This is a genomic window from Sorangiineae bacterium MSr11954, from assembly GCA_037157815.1.
GTDB lineage: Bacteria > Myxococcota_A > Polyangia > Polyangiales > Polyangiaceae > Pendulispora > Pendulispora albinea.
On record CP089984.1, the window covers coordinates 6,399,820 to 6,416,517 of the forward strand.

Here is a 16,698-nt window from a genome sequence, read left to right on the forward strand (position 1 = left end):
GTAGGCTCGTTCCATGGCCGCGACCTCGTTTGCGTTTCGTCCGGTGACGCTCGATGACTGGGCGGATCTGCCCGAGGACGATGATCGCGAGCTGGTCGATGGTGTACTCGTCGAGGCGGAAATGCCGAACACCCTCCACGAATTCGTCTTTGCATGGCTCTTTCGCTTGCTGGGAGCCTGGACGGTGTCTCATGGGGCGATGCTGTTCGGCTCGGGCTTGAAATTCGTCGTCGGCCGCGAGCGCGGGCGGATGCCCGACATGAGCATCTTTCTCACGGGTCAGAAGCGTCCACCCGTCCTAGGTGTCACCCGGACGCCTCCGAGCATCGCCGTCGAAATCGTTTTATCCTCGGCCAACGACGAGCGCCGCGATCGGATTCATAAGTTCGCCGAGTACGAGCAGTTCGGTGTCCCTTGGTACTGGCTCATCGATCCGGAGCTGCGATCGTTCGAGATCTTCGAATTGGGCACGAACGGCAAATACATGCGCATGGTCGCGGCCACCGAGGGCACCATCGATGCGGTGCCCGGGTGCCCCGAGCTCACCCTCGACGTCAGCGCACTTTGGCGCGATCTGGACGCCTACATCGCCGAAGCGGGCGAAGAATAACGAGCGCTGCGAGCATCCCCAAGGTGAGAGCCGCGCCCGCGCGCGATGGCGCGGCGCTCGACATGGCGCAGGAGCCGCCGCCATTGGCGGTCGTGTCGCTCTCGCCGGGGTTCGTCTGGGGCTTGTCGCCGCCGATTCCGGCGTCGAGGAGCTCCGCGCCCGCGTCACGTTCGGCCCCGTGTCCGGCATCGCGCGCGGGGCGTACGCCGCCAGTGGGATCGCCCGACGCGTCGGGAGCCGCGCCTGCGTCGATCGGGGCACCTGCGTCGACGGGCGCGCCTGCGTCGGAGCCGAGGGAGAGAAGGGCCGATGCGATGGGTGTCCCCCAGCCGGTGGGCGCATCGAAGCCAAGGACGCCGTTGCAGAGGTTGTTCGTTCCCGCCGAGCACGCGGGCCCCGAGGCCGGTTGTCCGTTGGCGTTCGTGCCGCTGGTCACGTCGCGAAAGGCGGTGCGGTGGCTCCAGATGAATGAGCCGTTGGAGTCGCCGCGGCCGGCGAGCGCAAAGATGGCCGCGACGATGGGCGAGCCCAAGCTGGTGCCGCCGAACGTGGTCCAGCCCGAGCCGCCATAGGTGTCGTAAACGGCGACGCCCGTGCGGGGATCGGCCACGGCGGAGACGTCGCTCACGGTCTTTCGAGGACAGTTCGGGCTGTCGGCACCGGTCACCCACGCGGGCCGCGGTGCGTAGTTGCTGCACGCGCTGCCCGTGCCGGCCGCCCCCGCGCCGCTGCTCCCCCAAACCGTCTCCGCCCAGCCGCGCGCGTTCGAGGAGCGCACCAAGGTGGTGCCGCCAACGCCGATCACGTTCGCACCCGACGCGGGGTACGAGGCGCCGGTCGCATAACCTTTGTCGCCGGAGGCGGCGAAGATCGCGACACCGGGGTGCGTGAAGTACTTGGCGTCATACGACGTGGCGTTGCTGGTTTCGAGCGCGCCGTAGCTGTTGGACACCACGTCGGCCCCCAGCCGAACTGCCGTGTTCACGGCGGTGCCCAAATCGGCAAAGGTGGCGTCGGTCGCCTCGACGAGCAAAATCTTACATGACGGACAGATGGCGCTCACCATATCGGTGTCGATCGCCACCTCGCTCGCCCAGCTCCCGTTCGGCTCGGGCAACGGGGATGCGGCCCCGGCTTGATTGACCTTTCGGAAACAGCCATTGGCCGTGGTGCACGGAGGAAGACCGTAGGTGGAGCGATAGACGGCGAGATCCGACTCGGCGTTGGGATCGTCGAAGGCGTCGATGATGGCCACCGTGGCACCGGCGACCGATGCGCCGGGCGGCACGTCGTAGGCCGAGCGAAGCTCGGCCGGGCCGAAGCCCGCGGGCGCGGCGAGCAGCAGCGCGTTGCCGCCGTCGTCGGTGCGCACCTTGGCCAAACAGTGAACGACGTCGGGGCCATGGGCGCGGCTGCAGACATCGCGGTAAGGATGATCGACCACGGCGCCGAATGCCGCTTCGTCCTCGAGCGCTCGGCGCGCTGGCTCGTTCTGCGGATTCGCCTCGTGGGAATCCGCGCACGCGTGATCGCTCGAACAGGCAAATCCAACCATGGGAAATGCCACTACGAGCGCCAATACCCGATTTGGTATCAATGATGAATAGCGGAGTCGATCGATCCCCATGTACGAGCGCCTCTAACGGGGACAATCCCTTCGTAGCGAACGCTCGAAGTATATACCGCATCGATTGTGCGGGCTCCTCAAATCGGTCGATCGGAGCGCCTCCGGCGCGCTGCAACGAGCATGGCGATCATCGCGACCACCACCGACAACGGAATCGCGTTCTTTCCTTTACCTACAACCACACATGAGCAACCCGAGCTCTCCGATTTCGCAGCCGGCGCAATCTTGGACTCGGGATCGCTGTCGTTCTTCGTTCCCGTCGATGCATCGGCGAGGGTCGGCGCATCTTTTTTCACGCCCGCATCGGCCTTGCCCGCGCCAGCATCGAGCCCCGCCGCACCGCCGCCGTCCGATCCGCCGACGCCGCCCGCTTCGAGCAGCAACGCCGTGTTTGGCGATCCCCACCCCGTGGGACCATCGAACCCCACACGCGCGTTGCACAGATAGCTCCCGCGCGGGCAGACCAGACCGGCGTCGAACCAGCGGCTCGCGTTGTTGCCGGTCGTAACGTCGTAAAAGAGCTTCGGGTTTTGCCAAATGAACGAACCGTTGTAACCCGCCTTGCCCGTGAGAACGAAGATCGCCGCCACGATGGGCGTGGCCGCGCTCGTTCCTCCCACGATGGCCCAACCGGAACCACCAGACGGGACGCCGTACGAGTTGTACACGGCGGCGCCCGTCGCGGGATCGCCCACGGCCGAAATGTCCGCCACGGTTTTCTTTGCGCAGTCGGGGCCATCGTTTGCCCATTTGGGTTTCGCGATATGCGTGCTGCAGCCGCTGCCGGCCCTCGACCACGCGCCCTCCACCCACCCGCGCGGGTTGGTGCTCGAGCGAACGAGCCGGGTGCCGCCGATGCCGATCACATTCACGCCCGACGCCGGATAGGACGTGCCCTCCTCGAACGCGTTGTCGCCGGAGGCTGCGAAGATGCCGACCCCTGGGTGATTCGAATAGTAGAGCGCGTCGGCCTCCTCGATGGAACCGACGCCGCCCTCGCTGTCATCGCCCAGTTCGGGCCCGCCATAACTGTTCGACACGACGGCCGCGCCCATTCGAACGGCCGTATTGACGGCCATGCCCAAATCCCGGAGCGTGGGCGCGTCGCCCTCCACCAAGAGGAGATTGCACGCCGGGCACATGGCGCTCGCCACGTCCAAATCGAGCGCAATCTCACCGCCCCACCCCACGTCGGGAGCAGGCAGCGGCGAGGGCGCGCCGTTTTGATTCACCTTTTTGAAGCAACCGTTCGCCGTCGTGCACGGCGGAAGTCCATATTGCTTGCGATAGACATCCAAGTCTGCTTCGGCGTTGGGGTTATCGTACGCATCGACGATGGCAATCGTGCCCGTGCGCGTCCCCGACGAGGGCACGTGGTAGGCCTCGCTCAAATCCTGTGCGCCAAGCCCCCTTGGTGCGGCGTACGCCAACCGCTGGCCCGCTTCATCGGTTCGCAACTTGGCAAAGCATCGAACTGTGCCGGGCCGAGGGGCACCGTTCGGTGCAGGGCACGAGTCGCGGAAAGGAACTCGCGGAACGGCTTCGAGGGCCGCGATATCGGCCTCCGAAACGCCGCCCGACGCCGTATCGGTGAGCAGCGATGCGGCGGTGTCTGCCTTCTCGGCGCCCTCGCTTCGCTCGCCCTTTTCGCTCTTCTGGCCCGCCAGCGCGTGCTCGTTCGTCGAACAGGCCATGGCGATGGACGCCAAAAGCGGCAACGCCAGCCACGCGCGCCGTCCGGTCCCCCTCGTATTTTTCATTCGTTTCGCTCGCTTTGTGGACTCCGGCCTACGGCCTCCATGAGCCTTCGGCTCGCTCGCGTACTCCATCGGTTCGATGACCACACGAGCGACTCGGGGCCCGCAAAGCGCGAGCGTCCCCCACATGGCCCCTTACGCGAGCGCAACCGCGGAGGGGCTCTGTGCGATCCGGCCGAGCCGAGGCATGATTTCGTCCGATGGAGCCCGGCTTCGAGATCGACGTCGATGAAAAGCACGCCATCCTCCGCATCCGCGGATGGGGCGTTTGGCCACGCGCGTTGGCCGAGTCGTATCGCGAGGCCATGATCCGCGCGATGGCGCGGCTGCGTCATCGAAGGTGGGCCGTTCTATCGAACCGTACAGGCCCCCACGTTCAATCGGAGGAGGTCGCGGAGATCGTTCGCGACATCATGGCGCGCGCCTCGGCTGCCGGCCGGGTGCGAACGGCGCTCGTGGTCGACAGCCCCACCACCTTGCTTCAATGGCGCCGCATCTACCGCGGCAACGAAGGCGTGCAGCGCCCTTTCTCCGATGAGGCCAGCGCCATGGCGTGGCTCAAATCCGAAGCGCAAAAGGATCTCGCCGGGAGGTAAAGCCGCGGCTCACGCTATACAAAGCGGCTCACGCCGTACGAAGCGGCTCACGCCGTACGAAGCGGCGGCGCGCGCCTTATGCTGGAAACGGCTGCAGAAGGAGCACCGACGGCGCACGGCGCGCGCCGTTCGACTCGACCCAGGCCGCCGCCCCCAGAAGCGCGAGCCCCGCTCCGGCCAAGCCATTCATCAAACCGGGGGTGGCGATGCCCAACGGATCGCCAGGTAAAAAGCCGGTGCGTGAAGCGCGATCGACGATGGCCGCGTAGGCGCGCGCGAGCTCGGCTTCGCCGAAGGCCGGCGCCGCTGGGGTGCCGGCCACGAGGCGGAGCAGCTCGAGGTTCCCGAGATCGCCGTGGCAGAGGCCATCGTTGCCCACGCCGTGAAATTCCTCGGCGCCAAAGCCGCCGTGCAGGATCGTGGCGCGGATGCTGGTGCACAGCTCGTCGTCCACCTGCTGCGTCCGCAGCGACTCGCGGATGCCGAGCCGCGCGAGCCCGATGCCCGGCGCCCCCTGGCACCAGCCGGTCATGAAGCTGCGCTCGGCCGCGCACACGTCGCCCGCCCGCACATCGCCCGCCCGCACATCGGCCCAGTCGCCCTCGGCCGGATCGAACAGGCGCTCCTCGAACGCCAGCGCGGACACCAGCGCCCGAGGGATGCGCGGATCGTGGGAGACGGCGTTCCATCGCGCGAGCGCCAGCGCGATACCGCTCGCGCCGTGGCCCATGCCCGCGAGCGGACGCGAGGCCGCGCGAACGGGCCAGCCGCCCACGTGCACTTCGGCGATCCGGCGCGGCGCCGCCGACGCCAGGATTTGCGTTTCGAGCAGACGATCGACGGCCGACCGCGCCGCGGCGCGCACATCGACCAAGTCGCGGACGGAGAGCACCGCGAGGAGCGCGCCCGCCGATCCGCCGATGACGTCGATGTGAGGATCATGCGCGCTGCGGTACCGCATCCACGCGACCAGTCCCTCGATGGCCGGAACCCAACGGTGATGCCCCACGAGGCGCACCAGATTGCCCAAGAAGTACAGCGCGCCCCCGAGTCCATCGAAGGCGCCGATCGGCATATCGCTATGGTACGGATCGATGGACGCAAAGGCCTCGGGATCGACGGTGAGCGGCGCGAGGCCCGCCACGATTTGGTCGCCGATGCGCTCCGCCGTCCGCAGCGCCGCGATGTTCGAGCCCCGGCGGCCGAGGACCGCCAGAAAGAGCCCGATCCCCGCCAGGCCCGCGTACAGATCGGCCCCGACCGAGCCCGGAGTCCAGACGCCCTCGTCGAGGTTCTTCGCGGCCATCCAGCCGATCTTGCGCGCCCGATCCACGCGCTTCGCCAGCAAGACCGCGCCGATGCGCCGGGCCGCCTCGTCGAGCTCGGGCGCTCGAATGGACCTCGACGTGGACATGGGGCCGGGCTCGGGCCGCCGCACGTTCGGCGGATCGAAGCACGCCAGGGTGAGCTCGATGGCGTCGCACTGCCGCTGCAAATCGTCGCTCGAGAGCTCACGAAGGCGCCGCGCGATCGCGTCGAGCGGGCGCTCCGGCAAAAAATCGGGGACGCGATCGCCGCCCGAGAGGATCACGTCGCGCGCCTCGGGGCAAAAGGTGAAGAGCGGAACGTCGCCGGACTCCATTTGCCGAATTTCGTCCTCCACGATGCGCGCCATGTCCGGCACGTGATCGCGGGAAAAGAGTCGGTCCAGGCCGATCGCTCGATCCATGGCGCCGCGCAGAAAGTCGGGGTGGAACGAGTTACTCCGAACGCGCTCGTAATACAGGATCGGGCGCAACACCAGGCGCAGCTCCGCGCCGCGCAGCCCTTCGAGCAAACCTCCCGGCCCTAGCCATTCGTCGCGGCCTTGCACGAGCGCGCGGTAGCCCGCCTCGAAGCCATCCACGACGTCGCGGATGAACGCCGTCGGGGACGACTCGGGGGGAAGAAGGTGCGCCTCGCCGACCTCGCCGCGCTCGTCGCGGATGCGAAATTCACCGGCCAGGGCGGAGATGTCCGCCCGGCGCCAGCGCGATTGCTCGTCTTGGTAGAGCATCGGGTCCGGAAGGAGCCCGACCCGAACGACGCTCTGCTCCAAGAACGAGCCGACGGGATCGGAGTCCTTCGCCGGAGAAACGCCCGGCGCATGCGGCGTAGGCAAATGGCAAAGCGCCTCGCAATCGATGGCGACGGGATACGCGCCCTGGGCGATCAAATTCTCACGATGGAATTCGATGCCCCCGAGCACGTGGAGCAGGGAGAGCATGGCCCCCGCCCGCCAATGGAACGCAGGCAAGAGCGCTTCGTCGGTGCAGGGCTCGTGCGCGAGAAACTCCGTCCAGCCGTAACCGCCGCGATCGAGCACGCGCAGCCCGCGCAGATCGTAGGCGAGCCCGCGCGCGTTGAACCAATCGAGGAGCCGGTTCACGGCGCGCTCGGCGCCGAGGGAGCGCGGCTTGTACACGAGCTTCGCGTTCTCGAATGTCGCGACGGCGGCGCTCTGGCCATCGCGGCGCACGTCGCCCTGTTCGACGGCGAGATCGAGCAGGAGACCAGGCGGATCCGGCAAGAGCCCTGCGGCGAGGAGCGCGTCCCAATCGTCGACCAGGCGCTGCGCGACCTCGGCCGCCCGGCGAACCCACTGGTCCAAAAGGGTGACGACATAACGGATCAGGACGGGATACTCCGCCCAGAAGAGTTGCCTCGCGCGAGGATCTTCCAGGGCGACCGCGAGCTCCGCGAGGCGCCCCTCCGTGCTCTCCTCGTGGATTTGGCCACGCCGCTCCGCCGCCTCGAGCTCCAAAAAGAGCGTCTTGTGCAGCGCCTCCCAGATGCGGGCGGCGGGCGGCGCGTTCACCAGACCAAAGAGCGGCAGGAGCGGCGCGGGGGCTCGGGCCACGAGCGGCTCGAGCTTCGCCAACAACACGCGCTGCGCCCGCATGATGAGAGGGGCCACGACCGAGAACAGATCCACCTCGTCCGGGTCTGTGCCGTCGGGCTCGAGGGGCTCGGCGCTCGCCGCGACGGCGAGGTGGAACCATGCGGGGGCCGGGCCGAGCCGCGCGTCGAGCACGCGCGGCTCCCCGTTCGCCTGCGGCTTATGTCGATGCGGGTTCACGGCGCATCACCAGAGCTTGTAGCGCTTGCCCGGCCTCCAAGGATTGGTGCATATGAGCCGGTGGCTCGCCTGCCCGGTGCCTCCGCCGCCCTTGCACGCGCGGATCCCCATCGATGCCGCAGGCCCCCGCACGCACCCCGTCGGTGCGATTCCGCCCTTGGCGTCGTCGAGCTGCTCGTCGTTCAACGCTACCTCGCCTGCCGGATTGGGTTGTACTTTCTTCGTCATGAGAGGACCTCCTTTCGATTTGCGATAACGAGAAAAAGAAGCAAAGAAGAAGCGAAGCGCGTTGGACTCATTGGAGAGGTTGCAAAAGCAGGGCGGAGGGGGTGTTCGCAGCGCCCTCCGACTCTGCCCACGTCGCCGCGCTCAAGAGCGACAAGCCCATGCCGGCCAGCCCATTCATCAACCCCGGGTTCTCGACCCCCAGCGGATCGCCCGAGCGCCAGCCGTCTCGGTGCGATCGGTCCAAAACAGCGCGGTAGCAACGAAGAAGGGCGTTCGTCTCGATCGCGCCCGCGAGGTGCGGGCTCGCCAGCCGCAGGATCTCGAGGTTCCCGAGATCGCCGTGGCACAGGCCATCGTTGGGCGCCCCCTCGAAGGTGGAGCCGGCCACCCCCGTGTGACGGAGGGCGCTCTGCAGCGCGCGCTCGAGCCGTTCATCGCAGCGCCCCGACGACGGTAGCGCGAGGCGCGCGAGCGCGATTCCGGGTGCGCCATGGCACCAGCCGGCCATGAACTCCCGCTCCTCGGATCGCGCGTCGCGCCAGTTGCATTCGGCGTCGTCGAAGAGCGTCTCTTCGAAGGCGAGCGCCGACGCCACCGCATGGGAAACACCGTGGCTCGGTCGAACGGCGTTCCACTGGGCGAGCGCGAGCGCGATACCGCCCGCGCCATGCCCCATACCCGCGAGCGGGCGCGGTGCGGCTGCGGATTGCCAGCCGCCCGCGTGCTCCCCGCTCGCCGACTGCGAGCTCGTGAGCCGCGCGACCGCCGCGCAGGCCGCGGCCTCGACATTCACCAGATCGCGGACCGATAGGAGCGCAAGAAGGGCACCCGCGGACCCGCTGATGACGTCGAGGTGCGGATCACTCGGGCAATGACGCTCGATCCACGCGACGAGCGAGGCGATGCACGGGAGCCACCGCGACTCGTTGGCGAGCCGGGTGAGGTTGCCCAAGAAGTAAAGGATCCCCCCCGCGCCGCTGAACGCTCCGACGGGCCACTCGACCTGCGCCGGCTTGGACTTGCCCGCGTCATCGAGGATGGGCCGCACGACGTCGACCAGCTGATCCCCGATCTGGGTGGCCGTGCGAAGCGCGCCGGGGTGCGAGGTCGCGCGGCCGAGCGCCGCGAGGAAGAGGCCGATGCCGGGGAGGCCATCGTAAAGGTCGGCGCCGACGGGGCCCGGGGTCCAAATCTCGTCGTGGAGATTTTTGGCGAACACCCAGCCCGCGCGCCCGCCGCGTTCGAGCTTTTTGCGCATCACCGTTTCGCCGATGCGGACGGCGACCGCGCGAAGCTCGCCCGGGAGGGCAAGGGTCGACGTGGCGACGGGCGCGCGCGACGGGCGCGGCATGCTCTCGGGATCGAAGCAGGCCAAGGTGAGCTCGATCAAATGACGTTGCCGGCCCATGTCATCGTCCGAAAGATCGCGCAGGCGCTGTTCGACGCACGCGAGCGGCACCCGCGGCAGAAAGCTCGGCACCCGCTCGCCACTCTCCAGCACGAGATCGGGCGACTCGGGGCGAAACGTGAAAAAGGGAATATTGCCCGTGACCAATTGGCGAATCTCGTCTTCGGCCACCGAGGCCATGCCCGGCACATGCCCTTTGGCAAAGAGCCGATCCAGGCAAATGGATCGGTCCATGGCGTCGCGCATGAAATCCGGGTGCAAGCTGTCCAAGAGGACGCGCTCGTAATACATGGTCGGCCGCAGCAAGAGGCGGAGCTCGACCCCGCGCAGCCAATCGAGCAACTCGCCCGGCGCGAGGAGCTCGTCGCGTCCTTGCGCGAGCTCGCGGTACGCGGTCTCGAAGCCGTCCACGACCTCGGGGGTGAACGCGGTGGCCGAGGAGTCCGACGGCAAGTTCTGCGTGGCCTCCATCTCGCCGCGCCGGTTGCGCACCCGGAGCTCCCCGTCTTCGACGACCAAGGTGGGCGCGGTGATGGGGGTGCTCTGCCCGGCGGCGCCGGAGAGGGCGGAGAGATCGGAGCGCTGCCACTTCGACTGATCGTCCTGGAAGACGAAGGGCACCGGGAGGAGGCCCACCCGCACGACGCTATCTGCCAAGAACGCATCGGCCGGCTCGAGGTTGCGCGGCCCGGGAACGCCCGTGATGTCGGTCTCGGTGATATGGCACAGGACCTCACAATCGATGGCGACCGGATAGGCGCCGTGCGCGATCAGGTTTTCGCGATGAAAGTCGATTCCCCAGAGCACGTGCAAGAGGGCGAGCATCGCCCCCGCGCGCCAGTAGAAGCCCCGCAGCTGCTCGTCGTCCGTGCATGGCTCGTGGGCCAAGAACTCGGTCCAGCCGTAGCTGCCACGGTCGAGGAGGTGCAGCGGGCGCAAGTCGTACGCGGGCGCGCGCTCATTGAACCAGCCAATCAGCCGATTGACGACGGCCTCCGGGGCCAACGATCGCGGCTTGTACACGAGCTTGGCGCGCTCGAAGGTGGCGATGGCCACGCTCTGGCCATCGCGGTGCACGTCGCCCTGACCGACGCTGAGCTCCAGCAATTCACCGGGTGACTCCGGCAAGAGGCCGCTCGCGATGAGCAGGTTCCAATCGCCAATCCATCGCTCGGCCACCTCGGCGCTCCGGCGCACCCATTGATCCAATATTCCGACGACATATCGAACCAGGACGGGGTACTCGGCCCAGAGCTGGGTGCGGCCCCCCGGCTCCTCCAGGGAGCGAACGAACTCGGCCAGACGCGCTTCGGGGTCCTGCGTCTGGAGTTTACCATTCAGCTCCGCCACCTTCAGCTCGAGCACCAGCGTCTTGTACACCGCGTCCCAAATCCGCTCTTCGGGCGGCGTGTCCGCCAGGGACGCGAGCGGCATGAGCTCCACGGGGACACCCTCGCGACCGAGGAGCGCCTCGAGGCGCTCCGCGAGCTCGTTCTGCGCGTGCTCGATCAGGGGCGCCACCAGCGAGAGAAAATCCGCCTCGCCTTCGCTTTCGTTCTGATTCTGATCCTGATTCGCGTTCTCATTGGCGCTCGTGCGCGGCAGGCTCGCGGCGTGGGACGCGAGCGCGGTGCACGCGCTGTGGAACCACGCGGGGGCGGGGCCGAGTCGTTCGGCGAGGGCGCTCTTTTCCTCGCCGAACATCGAAATGAATTCGGGTTCGTCGAGGCCGAGGGCGGCGAATCGCGCTGGAGCGCGCTCGGGATGCGCTTGAACCCATCCCAATTGGCGCCAATACGCGTACCGCGACTCGGCCGTTCCATCGGCACTTGCGACCCCGAGACCCTTTGCCAGCCGTTCGTGCGGGGTTGCTGCGAGCTGCCAGGGGATGACCTGCTCGCCCGTTCGATCCATCGATTGCATGTCCGTGTCGTTCACGATTCGATCCTTTGCTCGTCGAGGGGCCGGGGGCGGCCGATGGTCAGGGGTGCGATCCGTGGCTCGTCCTCGCGAGGAAGGAACGAGCCACGGTGCCTGCGCGCGGCATCACCAATGGAACCGGCGCTTGATCCAACGAAAGCCACGGGAGCAATACTTGACGCTGGCACCGATGGTCGCAGCAACGAGGGGCGTTCCTGCGCCGCTGACGTCCTCCAGCTCTTCGTCGCTCAACTGCACCGGGCCGGCGGGGTTCTTGGTCGGGTCGAGATCCTTCGCGGTCTTGTTGTTCATGATGTCCTCCAAGGTTTCGATTTCGGGAAATGGGTTGGGGGGATGCTGCGATGCTCGAGGTTGCGATGGGCGACGCGAATCAGCGGCGGCGGAACCAGCCGCGGACCTTGCGGAAACCGCGGGAGCAATACTTGACGCTGGCGCCGATGGTCGCGGCAATCAGGGGCGTCCCTGCGCCGCTCACGTCCTCCAGCTCTTCGTCGCTCAACTGCACGGGGCCGGCGGGGTTCTTGGTCGGGTCGAGGTCCTTCGCGGTCTTGTTGTTCATGGTGTCCTCCAATGTTCGATTTCGTGGAAATGGTGTTTGGTCGGTGCTGCGATAGGCGATGAATGCGATTCGTAATGCGATTTAGCGGCGGCGGAACCAGCCGCGGACCTTGCGGAAGCCGCGGGAGCAATATTTGACGCTGGCGCCGATGGTCGCGGCAATCAGGGGCGTCCCTGCGCCGCTCACGTCCTCGAGCTGCTCGTCGCTCAGCTGCGTCGGACCGGCGGGGTTCTTGGTCGGGTCGAGGTCCTTCGCGGTCTTCTTGCTGTTGTCCATGGTGGTCTCTCCATCCGTTGTTGCGAACTTTCGTGTTCGCGTTTCGTGTCAGGCGTTATTGCAGTCGCCGTGCCGAAGTTGGATTCGAGGGAAATACGGGATATGCGATGCTCGCGATGATTCGATGTGTCTCCTTCACGCTTCGTGTGTCCTTTCCGGTGTTCACTCGATGGGAGGTGGGCGATGAATCGGTCCTCGGGCGCGCACCGACGGAGGTGGGAACGGCGCCGAGGGCCCTCGAAAATCCGGCCCACAAAACGACTCGTGGCCTGCATCCGGCGGGAGGCAGGCCACGTGGCGTTCGAGGTCGTCGAATCAAGGGAGGACCGGTCAGCGCCGGCTCCGATAGGCGCGGTAGGCCTGGTAGGCCGTCACCCCGGCTCGATAAACGTCTTTGCAGACCTTCATGCTGACGCCGACGGCGACCCACGCCCATCCGCCCTGGATCCGCTCCAGCTGGTCGTCTTTCAAATCCGCGGGACCGGCCGGATGATCGTCCGAGTCCATGCCCTGCCGCTTTCGATAATACGGATCTTTGAGTGCTCTCACGTTGCTCATGGCCAATCTCCTCGTGCGCCGGACGAACCGGCAGTGTGGTGACCTGGTGACCGTCCGCTCAACCCGTCAGGCCGCGCCCCAGCTTGCGGATGAAGGGCATGATTTGTTTGAACCACGGATACGGGGCATTCGCTCGTCCGCGGGCGACGGTCCCCGCGTGTTGGGGCACCATGGGGCGATGGGAATAGCGACCGTGTTGGTGCGCGAGGGGCTGGGCGTAGAACCCGGCGCCGCCGATCTGGGCGAGTACGGCGTCGTCGATGGTGGTCAGGATTCGGGCTTTGGGGTGGCTCTTGGTGTTCATCTCTCGTCTCCTCGGGGTTCAATCAAACTCGATGGGTTACTCCGGCCTACGGCCTCCGTAGGCCTTCGGTTCGCGAGAGGTGCCTCGGAAGACGGTCTCGCGTGTCTCGTGGACGGCGGTTGCATGGAGTCATTGCATCGGGCGTACCGTCCATGATTCGAGGCTTTGAACGACGATCCCGCCGTGCCTCGGCCGAGCAGGGGCCCCGAGCTGTCGCCCGAAGGCTCCGCGTGTCCTCCCGAGTCTCCACCCTCCGTGCCTCGCGCCGCGTGTCGCGCGCTGCGCGCCCGGTGCTGCGTGCTGCGTGCTGCGCGCCGCGTGCTGCGTGCCTCGCGCCGCGTGCTGCGCGCCCGGTGCTGCGTGCTGCGCGCCGCGTGCTGCGTGCTGGGCGCCCCGCGAAAGGCTGCGCGCGGGCGCACAAAAGCAAGAACGCCGAGGCGCATCGTTGGCGCTCGGCGTTTCGGCCTACGGGGCTGCGAGGACGACGTATCAGCCGCTGGTGGGGTTGATCGCAGGGATGCCTTCGGTCGGCAACGACACCGCGGGCGCCAGCTTCACCCCCACGACCCGCCCCGCGAGGGCCGTGTGCTGGCTCTCGTGAACCCCCTCCACGGAGGCCTCGACGAAGATGGTCCCCGACGAGGACTCGACCTCGGGCGCGATGCGATCGATGGCCGCGCCGAGGGTCTGGCCATCGCACTCGAGGAGCACCTTGGACGCGAGCTGCACGGCACCGGCTTCGGCCTCGGGGACCGCGAAGCGAACGCGGAGCCCCCCCTGCCCCACGAGCCGGATGAGCGACATGCCCGAGCGAACATGGGCCCCCGGCTCCAAGTAGCGTGTGGCGACGGCGCCGTCGAAGGGGGCTCGGATGGTCGCTTCGTCGACGGTGGCGCGGAGCTGCTCGAGGCGCGCGACCCGCTCCTGGGTGTTGGCGGCTGCGGCCACGAGCCGGCTGCCCGCCGCCTTCTGATCGAAGTTCGAGCCGACGAGCTCCTCGGGCGAAACGATGGGCAGCTCCGTGTCCCCGTATTTGACCACCATCTTGCGGCGCTTGGCCCGATCGGCCGCCTGGGCGAGCGACACGCTGGCGGCCCCCGCCTCGGCCCGGGAGGCGCGCAAGGCGGCTTCGGCGGCGGCGATCTCGTGCAGTTGAACGGTGATGTCGAGCTGCGCAAGGACGTCGCCTGCGTGAACGGTGTCTCCGACCCGCACCAGCACCTTGGCGAGCCGTCCATCGTTGCGGGCCGTGAGCTCCACGGCGGGGGCGAGGATCACGCCGGTCCAGGGCTCGGCGATCGAGCGGTCCTCGCTGGGGCGCGGGGCCGGGGGCCGCTCGGGCTCGCCCGAATCCATCTGCGCGCGCGCCTTCTCCAGCACGATGGGCCAACCGTATTTGGGCACGGTGTACGCGGAAAAGGCGGCCATCACGGTCAGGGAAAGGGTCCTCAAGAGCTTCACGCGTCACCTCCGAACTCGTCGTAGTTTGCTTTTTCGTCCTCGGCGGGCTCGTGGTCGGAGCTCTGCGCGGCGATGAGGGAGGCGTAGAGCCCACCTTCCGCGACCAGGGACTCATGATCGCCTTGCTCGACCAGCACACCGTCGTTCATCACCAGAATGACGTCGGCCCGGCGGATGGTGCTGAGGCGGTGGGCGATGATGATGCGCGTGCATCCGAGCCGGTCCAAGTTGTCGTGCACCGCGCGCTCCGTGAGGTTGTCGAGCGCGCTGGTCGCCTCGTCGAGCAAGAGGATCGGCGGCTTCTTCAACAGCGCGGCGGCCAGCGCGAGCCTTTGCCGCTGCCCGCCCGAGAGCGTGGCGCCTCCGGCCGTGAGCGGGGTCTCGTACCCCATGGGCATCTCCATGATCTCGTCATGGATGGCCGCCGCCTTGCCCGCCTTCTCCAGCGCGCGGCTCGAAATCGATGCATCGCCGTTGGTGATGTTGGCGCGGACGGTGGTCCCGAACACATAGGGCCGCTGGATGACGATGCCGATTTGCCGCCGCAAGCTGGGCAAGTGAAGGTCGGCCAGGTTGATGCCGTCGTAGGTGATTTTCCCCTCGGTGGGCACATACAGACCGGCCAAGAGCGCGGCCAAGGTCGACTTGCCGGAGCCCGAGCGCCCCACCAAAGCCACCGACTGGCCCGGCGCGATCTGCAGCGACACGTTCTTCACGACCATTTTGCTCTTGGGCCCGTACTGAAAGGAGATGTTGTCGACGTGGATGCTCCCCCGCAGCGGCGGCGCCGTGCGCAGATCGTTGCGAACTTGCTCCTTGGGCGTGGTCATCACGTCCTCGATGCGGTCGATGTACACCCCCACCAGCTGAAACTGCGAGAACGTGCCGATGAGGCTGGAGACGGGGTGAATGAAGGCATCGGCGAAGGCCAGCGCACCGAACATGGTGCCGAGGGTCATCTTGCCGGCCATGGTCTCGAAGACGCCGACGATGAGAAGAATGAACGGGCTCAAGGTGGTGACGATCTTCAAGATCGCGTCCGACCACGCCGACATGCGGCCGCGCTGGAGCGAGAGGTTCATCACCTCCACGAACACGTTCGACCAGCGCTGCGCGGCGCGCCCTTCGGTGCCGGTGGTCTTCAAGGTCTCGATGCCGTTGAGCAGCTCGACCAGCTGGCTCTCGCTCTCGGCCTGCTTTTGCTGCGCGCTGGTGAGCAAGCCGGCCTGCTTCTTCTGCACGATCAAGCACACCGTAGCCTCGAGGGTGACCAGGATGATGGCCACGATGGCGAGCTTGGGGCTCAAGGAGAGGAGCAGCGCCAAGTAGACCAGCACCAAGAGGCCGTCGATGGCGCCGCTGAGCACACCCGAGCTCAAGATCTCGCGGATCTGGGCGTTGCTATTGAGACGCATCATCAAGTCGCCCGCGTGCCGCCGCTGGAAGAAGGGATAGGGCAAGGACAGCAGGTGATCCAAGAACCCCAACGTCATTTGCGCGTCCAAGCGCGTGCGCAGGTTGAGCAGCAGGTTCGAGCGGGCGATCATGGCGAAGAACTCGAACAGCGCCACGGTGGCGAGGCCGAGGATCATGACCGTCAAGAGGTGCTTGTCCGAGTGGGGGATGACCCGGTCGATCACGCGGCCGTTGATGAACGGCAGGAGCAGGCCGCAGAGCTGCAGGACCATGGACATGGCCACCACGCGCACCCAATCCCCGGTGCCGCGCATGGTCTTCTTCAAGTAGTGGCGCAGGGGGCGCTCGAGCTTGCCCTTTTGAAACCCCTCCTGGACCTCGAAGACCAGGGCGACCCCCGTGAACGACTCGCTCACCTCCTCGAGGGACAGCGCGCGCCGGCCGATGCCGGGATCCACGATATGAACCGTCTCGCCGATGACGTGCTCGAACACCACGAAGTGCGCGAAGCCCCAGTGCAGGATCGTGCCCGGCTCCAGCGCGAAGAGATCCTCGAGCTCGATGCGGACGCCGCGCGCCGCGAGCCCGTAGTCGCGCGCGGTCTGCACCAGGGCGAGAGCGCTCACCCCGTCGCGGTTGCAGCCGGTGGCGAGGCGCAGCTCGTCGAGGCGGACCTCTTGGCCATGGAAGGCGAGGCACATCTGCAGGCACGTGGGGCCGCAGTCTGCGGCCTCGAGCTGCACGAGGACGGGCACGCGCTTCTTGGGGCCGAGTTGGCCGAGCGCGGCGAGGGCGGGGTGCTTCTGGATGGTTTCGGCGATGGAGGTGAAGTTCACGGG

General features: G+C 67.3%; 14 protein-coding genes. 2 read left to right on the forward strand and 12 right to left on the reverse strand.

Going from position 1 to position 16,698, the window contains the following annotated elements:
• Positions 1 to 13: 13 nt before the first annotated feature.
• Complete coding sequence (locus tag LZC94_24640) at positions 14 to 610, forward strand: Uma2 family endonuclease (protein ID WXB11060.1); 597 nt, start codon at positions 14 to 16, stop codon at positions 608 to 610.
• Here the strand turns inward: LZC94_24640 and LZC94_24645 are convergent.
• Positions 555 to 2,165 (reverse strand): hypothetical protein, encoded by a 1,611-nt coding sequence (locus tag LZC94_24645; protein WXB11061.1) that lies wholly within the window; start codon positions 2,163 to 2,165, stop codon positions 555 to 557. The genes LZC94_24640 and LZC94_24645 overlap by 56 nt on opposite strands.
• A gap of 149 nt (positions 2,166 to 2,314) precedes the next feature.
• The gene (locus tag LZC94_24650) at positions 2,315 to 3,997 is read right to left on the reverse strand and encodes a S8 family serine peptidase (GenBank protein ID WXB11062.1); all 1,683 of its coding nucleotides are present in this window, start codon (positions 3,995 to 3,997) and stop codon (positions 2,315 to 2,317) included.
• Between the two features lie 197 nt (positions 3,998 to 4,194).
• On the opposite strand from LZC94_24650, the gene LZC94_24655 reads away from it, so the two are divergent.
• On the forward strand, positions 4,195 to 4,590 hold the full coding sequence (locus tag LZC94_24655; GenBank protein WXB11063.1) for a hypothetical protein: 396 nt from the start codon (positions 4,195 to 4,197) through the stop codon (positions 4,588 to 4,590).
• A gap of 76 nt (positions 4,591 to 4,666) precedes the next feature.
• Here the strand turns inward: LZC94_24655 and lanM are convergent, their stop codons facing one another.
• From lanM to LZC94_24705, 10 genes are all read right to left on the reverse strand, one after another.
• Positions 4,667 to 7,708 (reverse strand): type 2 lantipeptide synthetase LanM, encoded by a 3,042-nt coding sequence (lanM, locus tag LZC94_24660; GenBank protein WXB11064.1) that lies wholly within the window; start codon positions 7,706 to 7,708, stop codon positions 4,667 to 4,669.
• Positions 7,709 to 7,714: 6 nt separating this feature from the next.
• Complete coding sequence (locus tag LZC94_24665; protein ID WXB11065.1) at positions 7,715 to 7,936, reverse strand: hypothetical protein; 222 nt, start codon at positions 7,934 to 7,936, stop codon at positions 7,715 to 7,717.
• A gap of 67 nt (positions 7,937 to 8,003) precedes the next feature.
• A complete protein-coding gene (locus LZC94_24670) occupies positions 8,004 to 11,282 on the reverse strand; it encodes a type 2 lantipeptide synthetase LanM family protein (protein WXB11066.1) in 3,279 nt (1,092 codons plus the stop codon).
• A 108-nt stretch (positions 11,283 to 11,390) separates the two neighbouring features.
• Complete coding sequence (locus tag LZC94_24675) at positions 11,391 to 11,576, reverse strand: hypothetical protein (GenBank protein WXB11067.1); 186 nt, start codon at positions 11,574 to 11,576, stop codon at positions 11,391 to 11,393.
• 79 nt (positions 11,577 to 11,655) lie between these two features.
• Positions 11,656 to 11,844: a hypothetical protein gene (locus tag LZC94_24680; protein ID WXB11068.1), complete on the reverse strand. Its 189-nt coding sequence runs from the start codon at positions 11,842 to 11,844 to the stop codon at positions 11,656 to 11,658.
• An 81-nt stretch (positions 11,845 to 11,925) separates the two neighbouring features.
• On the reverse strand, positions 11,926 to 12,120 hold the full coding sequence (locus tag LZC94_24685; GenBank protein ID WXB11069.1) for a hypothetical protein: 195 nt from the start codon (positions 12,118 to 12,120) through the stop codon (positions 11,926 to 11,928).
• A 330-nt stretch (positions 12,121 to 12,450) separates the two neighbouring features.
• The gene (locus LZC94_24690; GenBank protein ID WXB11070.1) at positions 12,451 to 12,678 is read right to left on the reverse strand and encodes a hypothetical protein; all 228 of its coding nucleotides are present in this window, start codon (positions 12,676 to 12,678) and stop codon (positions 12,451 to 12,453) included.
• A 58-nt stretch (positions 12,679 to 12,736) separates the two neighbouring features.
• A complete protein-coding gene (locus LZC94_24695; protein WXB11071.1) occupies positions 12,737 to 12,982 on the reverse strand; it encodes a hypothetical protein in 246 nt (81 codons plus the stop codon).
• 489 nt (positions 12,983 to 13,471) lie between these two features.
• Entirely contained in the window at positions 13,472 to 14,443 is a 972-nt protein-coding gene (locus LZC94_24700) for an efflux RND transporter periplasmic adaptor subunit (protein WXB11072.1), read from the reverse strand.
• Positions 14,440 to 16,695, reverse strand: coding sequence for a peptidase domain-containing ABC transporter (locus LZC94_24705; GenBank protein WXB11073.1), 2,256 nt, complete (start codon positions 16,693 to 16,695; stop codon positions 14,440 to 14,442). Before LZC94_24705 ends, LZC94_24700 begins: the two co-directional genes overlap by 4 nt.
• Positions 16,696 to 16,698 lie beyond the last annotated feature (3 nt).

Excerpts from the sequence above, each read along its gene's own strand:
- LZC94_24640 (WXB11060.1), top strand. The coding sequence starts at position 14 with ATGGCCGCGACCTCGTTTGCGTTTCGTCCGGTGACGCTCGATGACTGG.
- LZC94_24645 (WXB11061.1), bottom strand. The coding sequence starts at position 2,165 with ATGGTTGGATTTGCCTGTTCGAGCGATCACGCGTGCGCGGATTCCCAC.
- LZC94_24650 (WXB11062.1), bottom strand. The coding sequence starts at position 3,997 with ATGAAAAATACGAGGGGGACCGGACGGCGCGCGTGGCTGGCGTTGCCG.
- LZC94_24655 (WXB11063.1), top strand. The coding sequence starts at position 4,195 with ATGGAGCCCGGCTTCGAGATCGACGTCGATGAAAAGCACGCCATCCTC.
- LZC94_24665 (WXB11065.1), bottom strand. The coding sequence starts at position 7,936 with ATGACGAAGAAAGTACAACCCAATCCGGCAGGCGAGGTAGCGTTGAAC.
- LZC94_24675 (WXB11067.1), bottom strand. The coding sequence starts at position 11,576 with ATGAACAACAAGACCGCGAAGGATCTCGACCCGACCAAGAACCCCGCC.
- LZC94_24680 (WXB11068.1), bottom strand. The coding sequence starts at position 11,844 with ATGAACAACAAGACCGCGAAGGACCTCGACCCGACCAAGAACCCCGCC.
- LZC94_24685 (WXB11069.1), bottom strand. The coding sequence starts at position 12,120 with ATGGACAACAGCAAGAAGACCGCGAAGGACCTCGACCCGACCAAGAAC.
- LZC94_24690 (WXB11070.1), bottom strand. The coding sequence starts at position 12,678 with ATGAGCAACGTGAGAGCACTCAAAGATCCGTATTATCGAAAGCGGCAG.
- LZC94_24695 (WXB11071.1), bottom strand. The coding sequence starts at position 12,982 with ATGAACACCAAGAGCCACCCCAAAGCCCGAATCCTGACCACCATCGAC.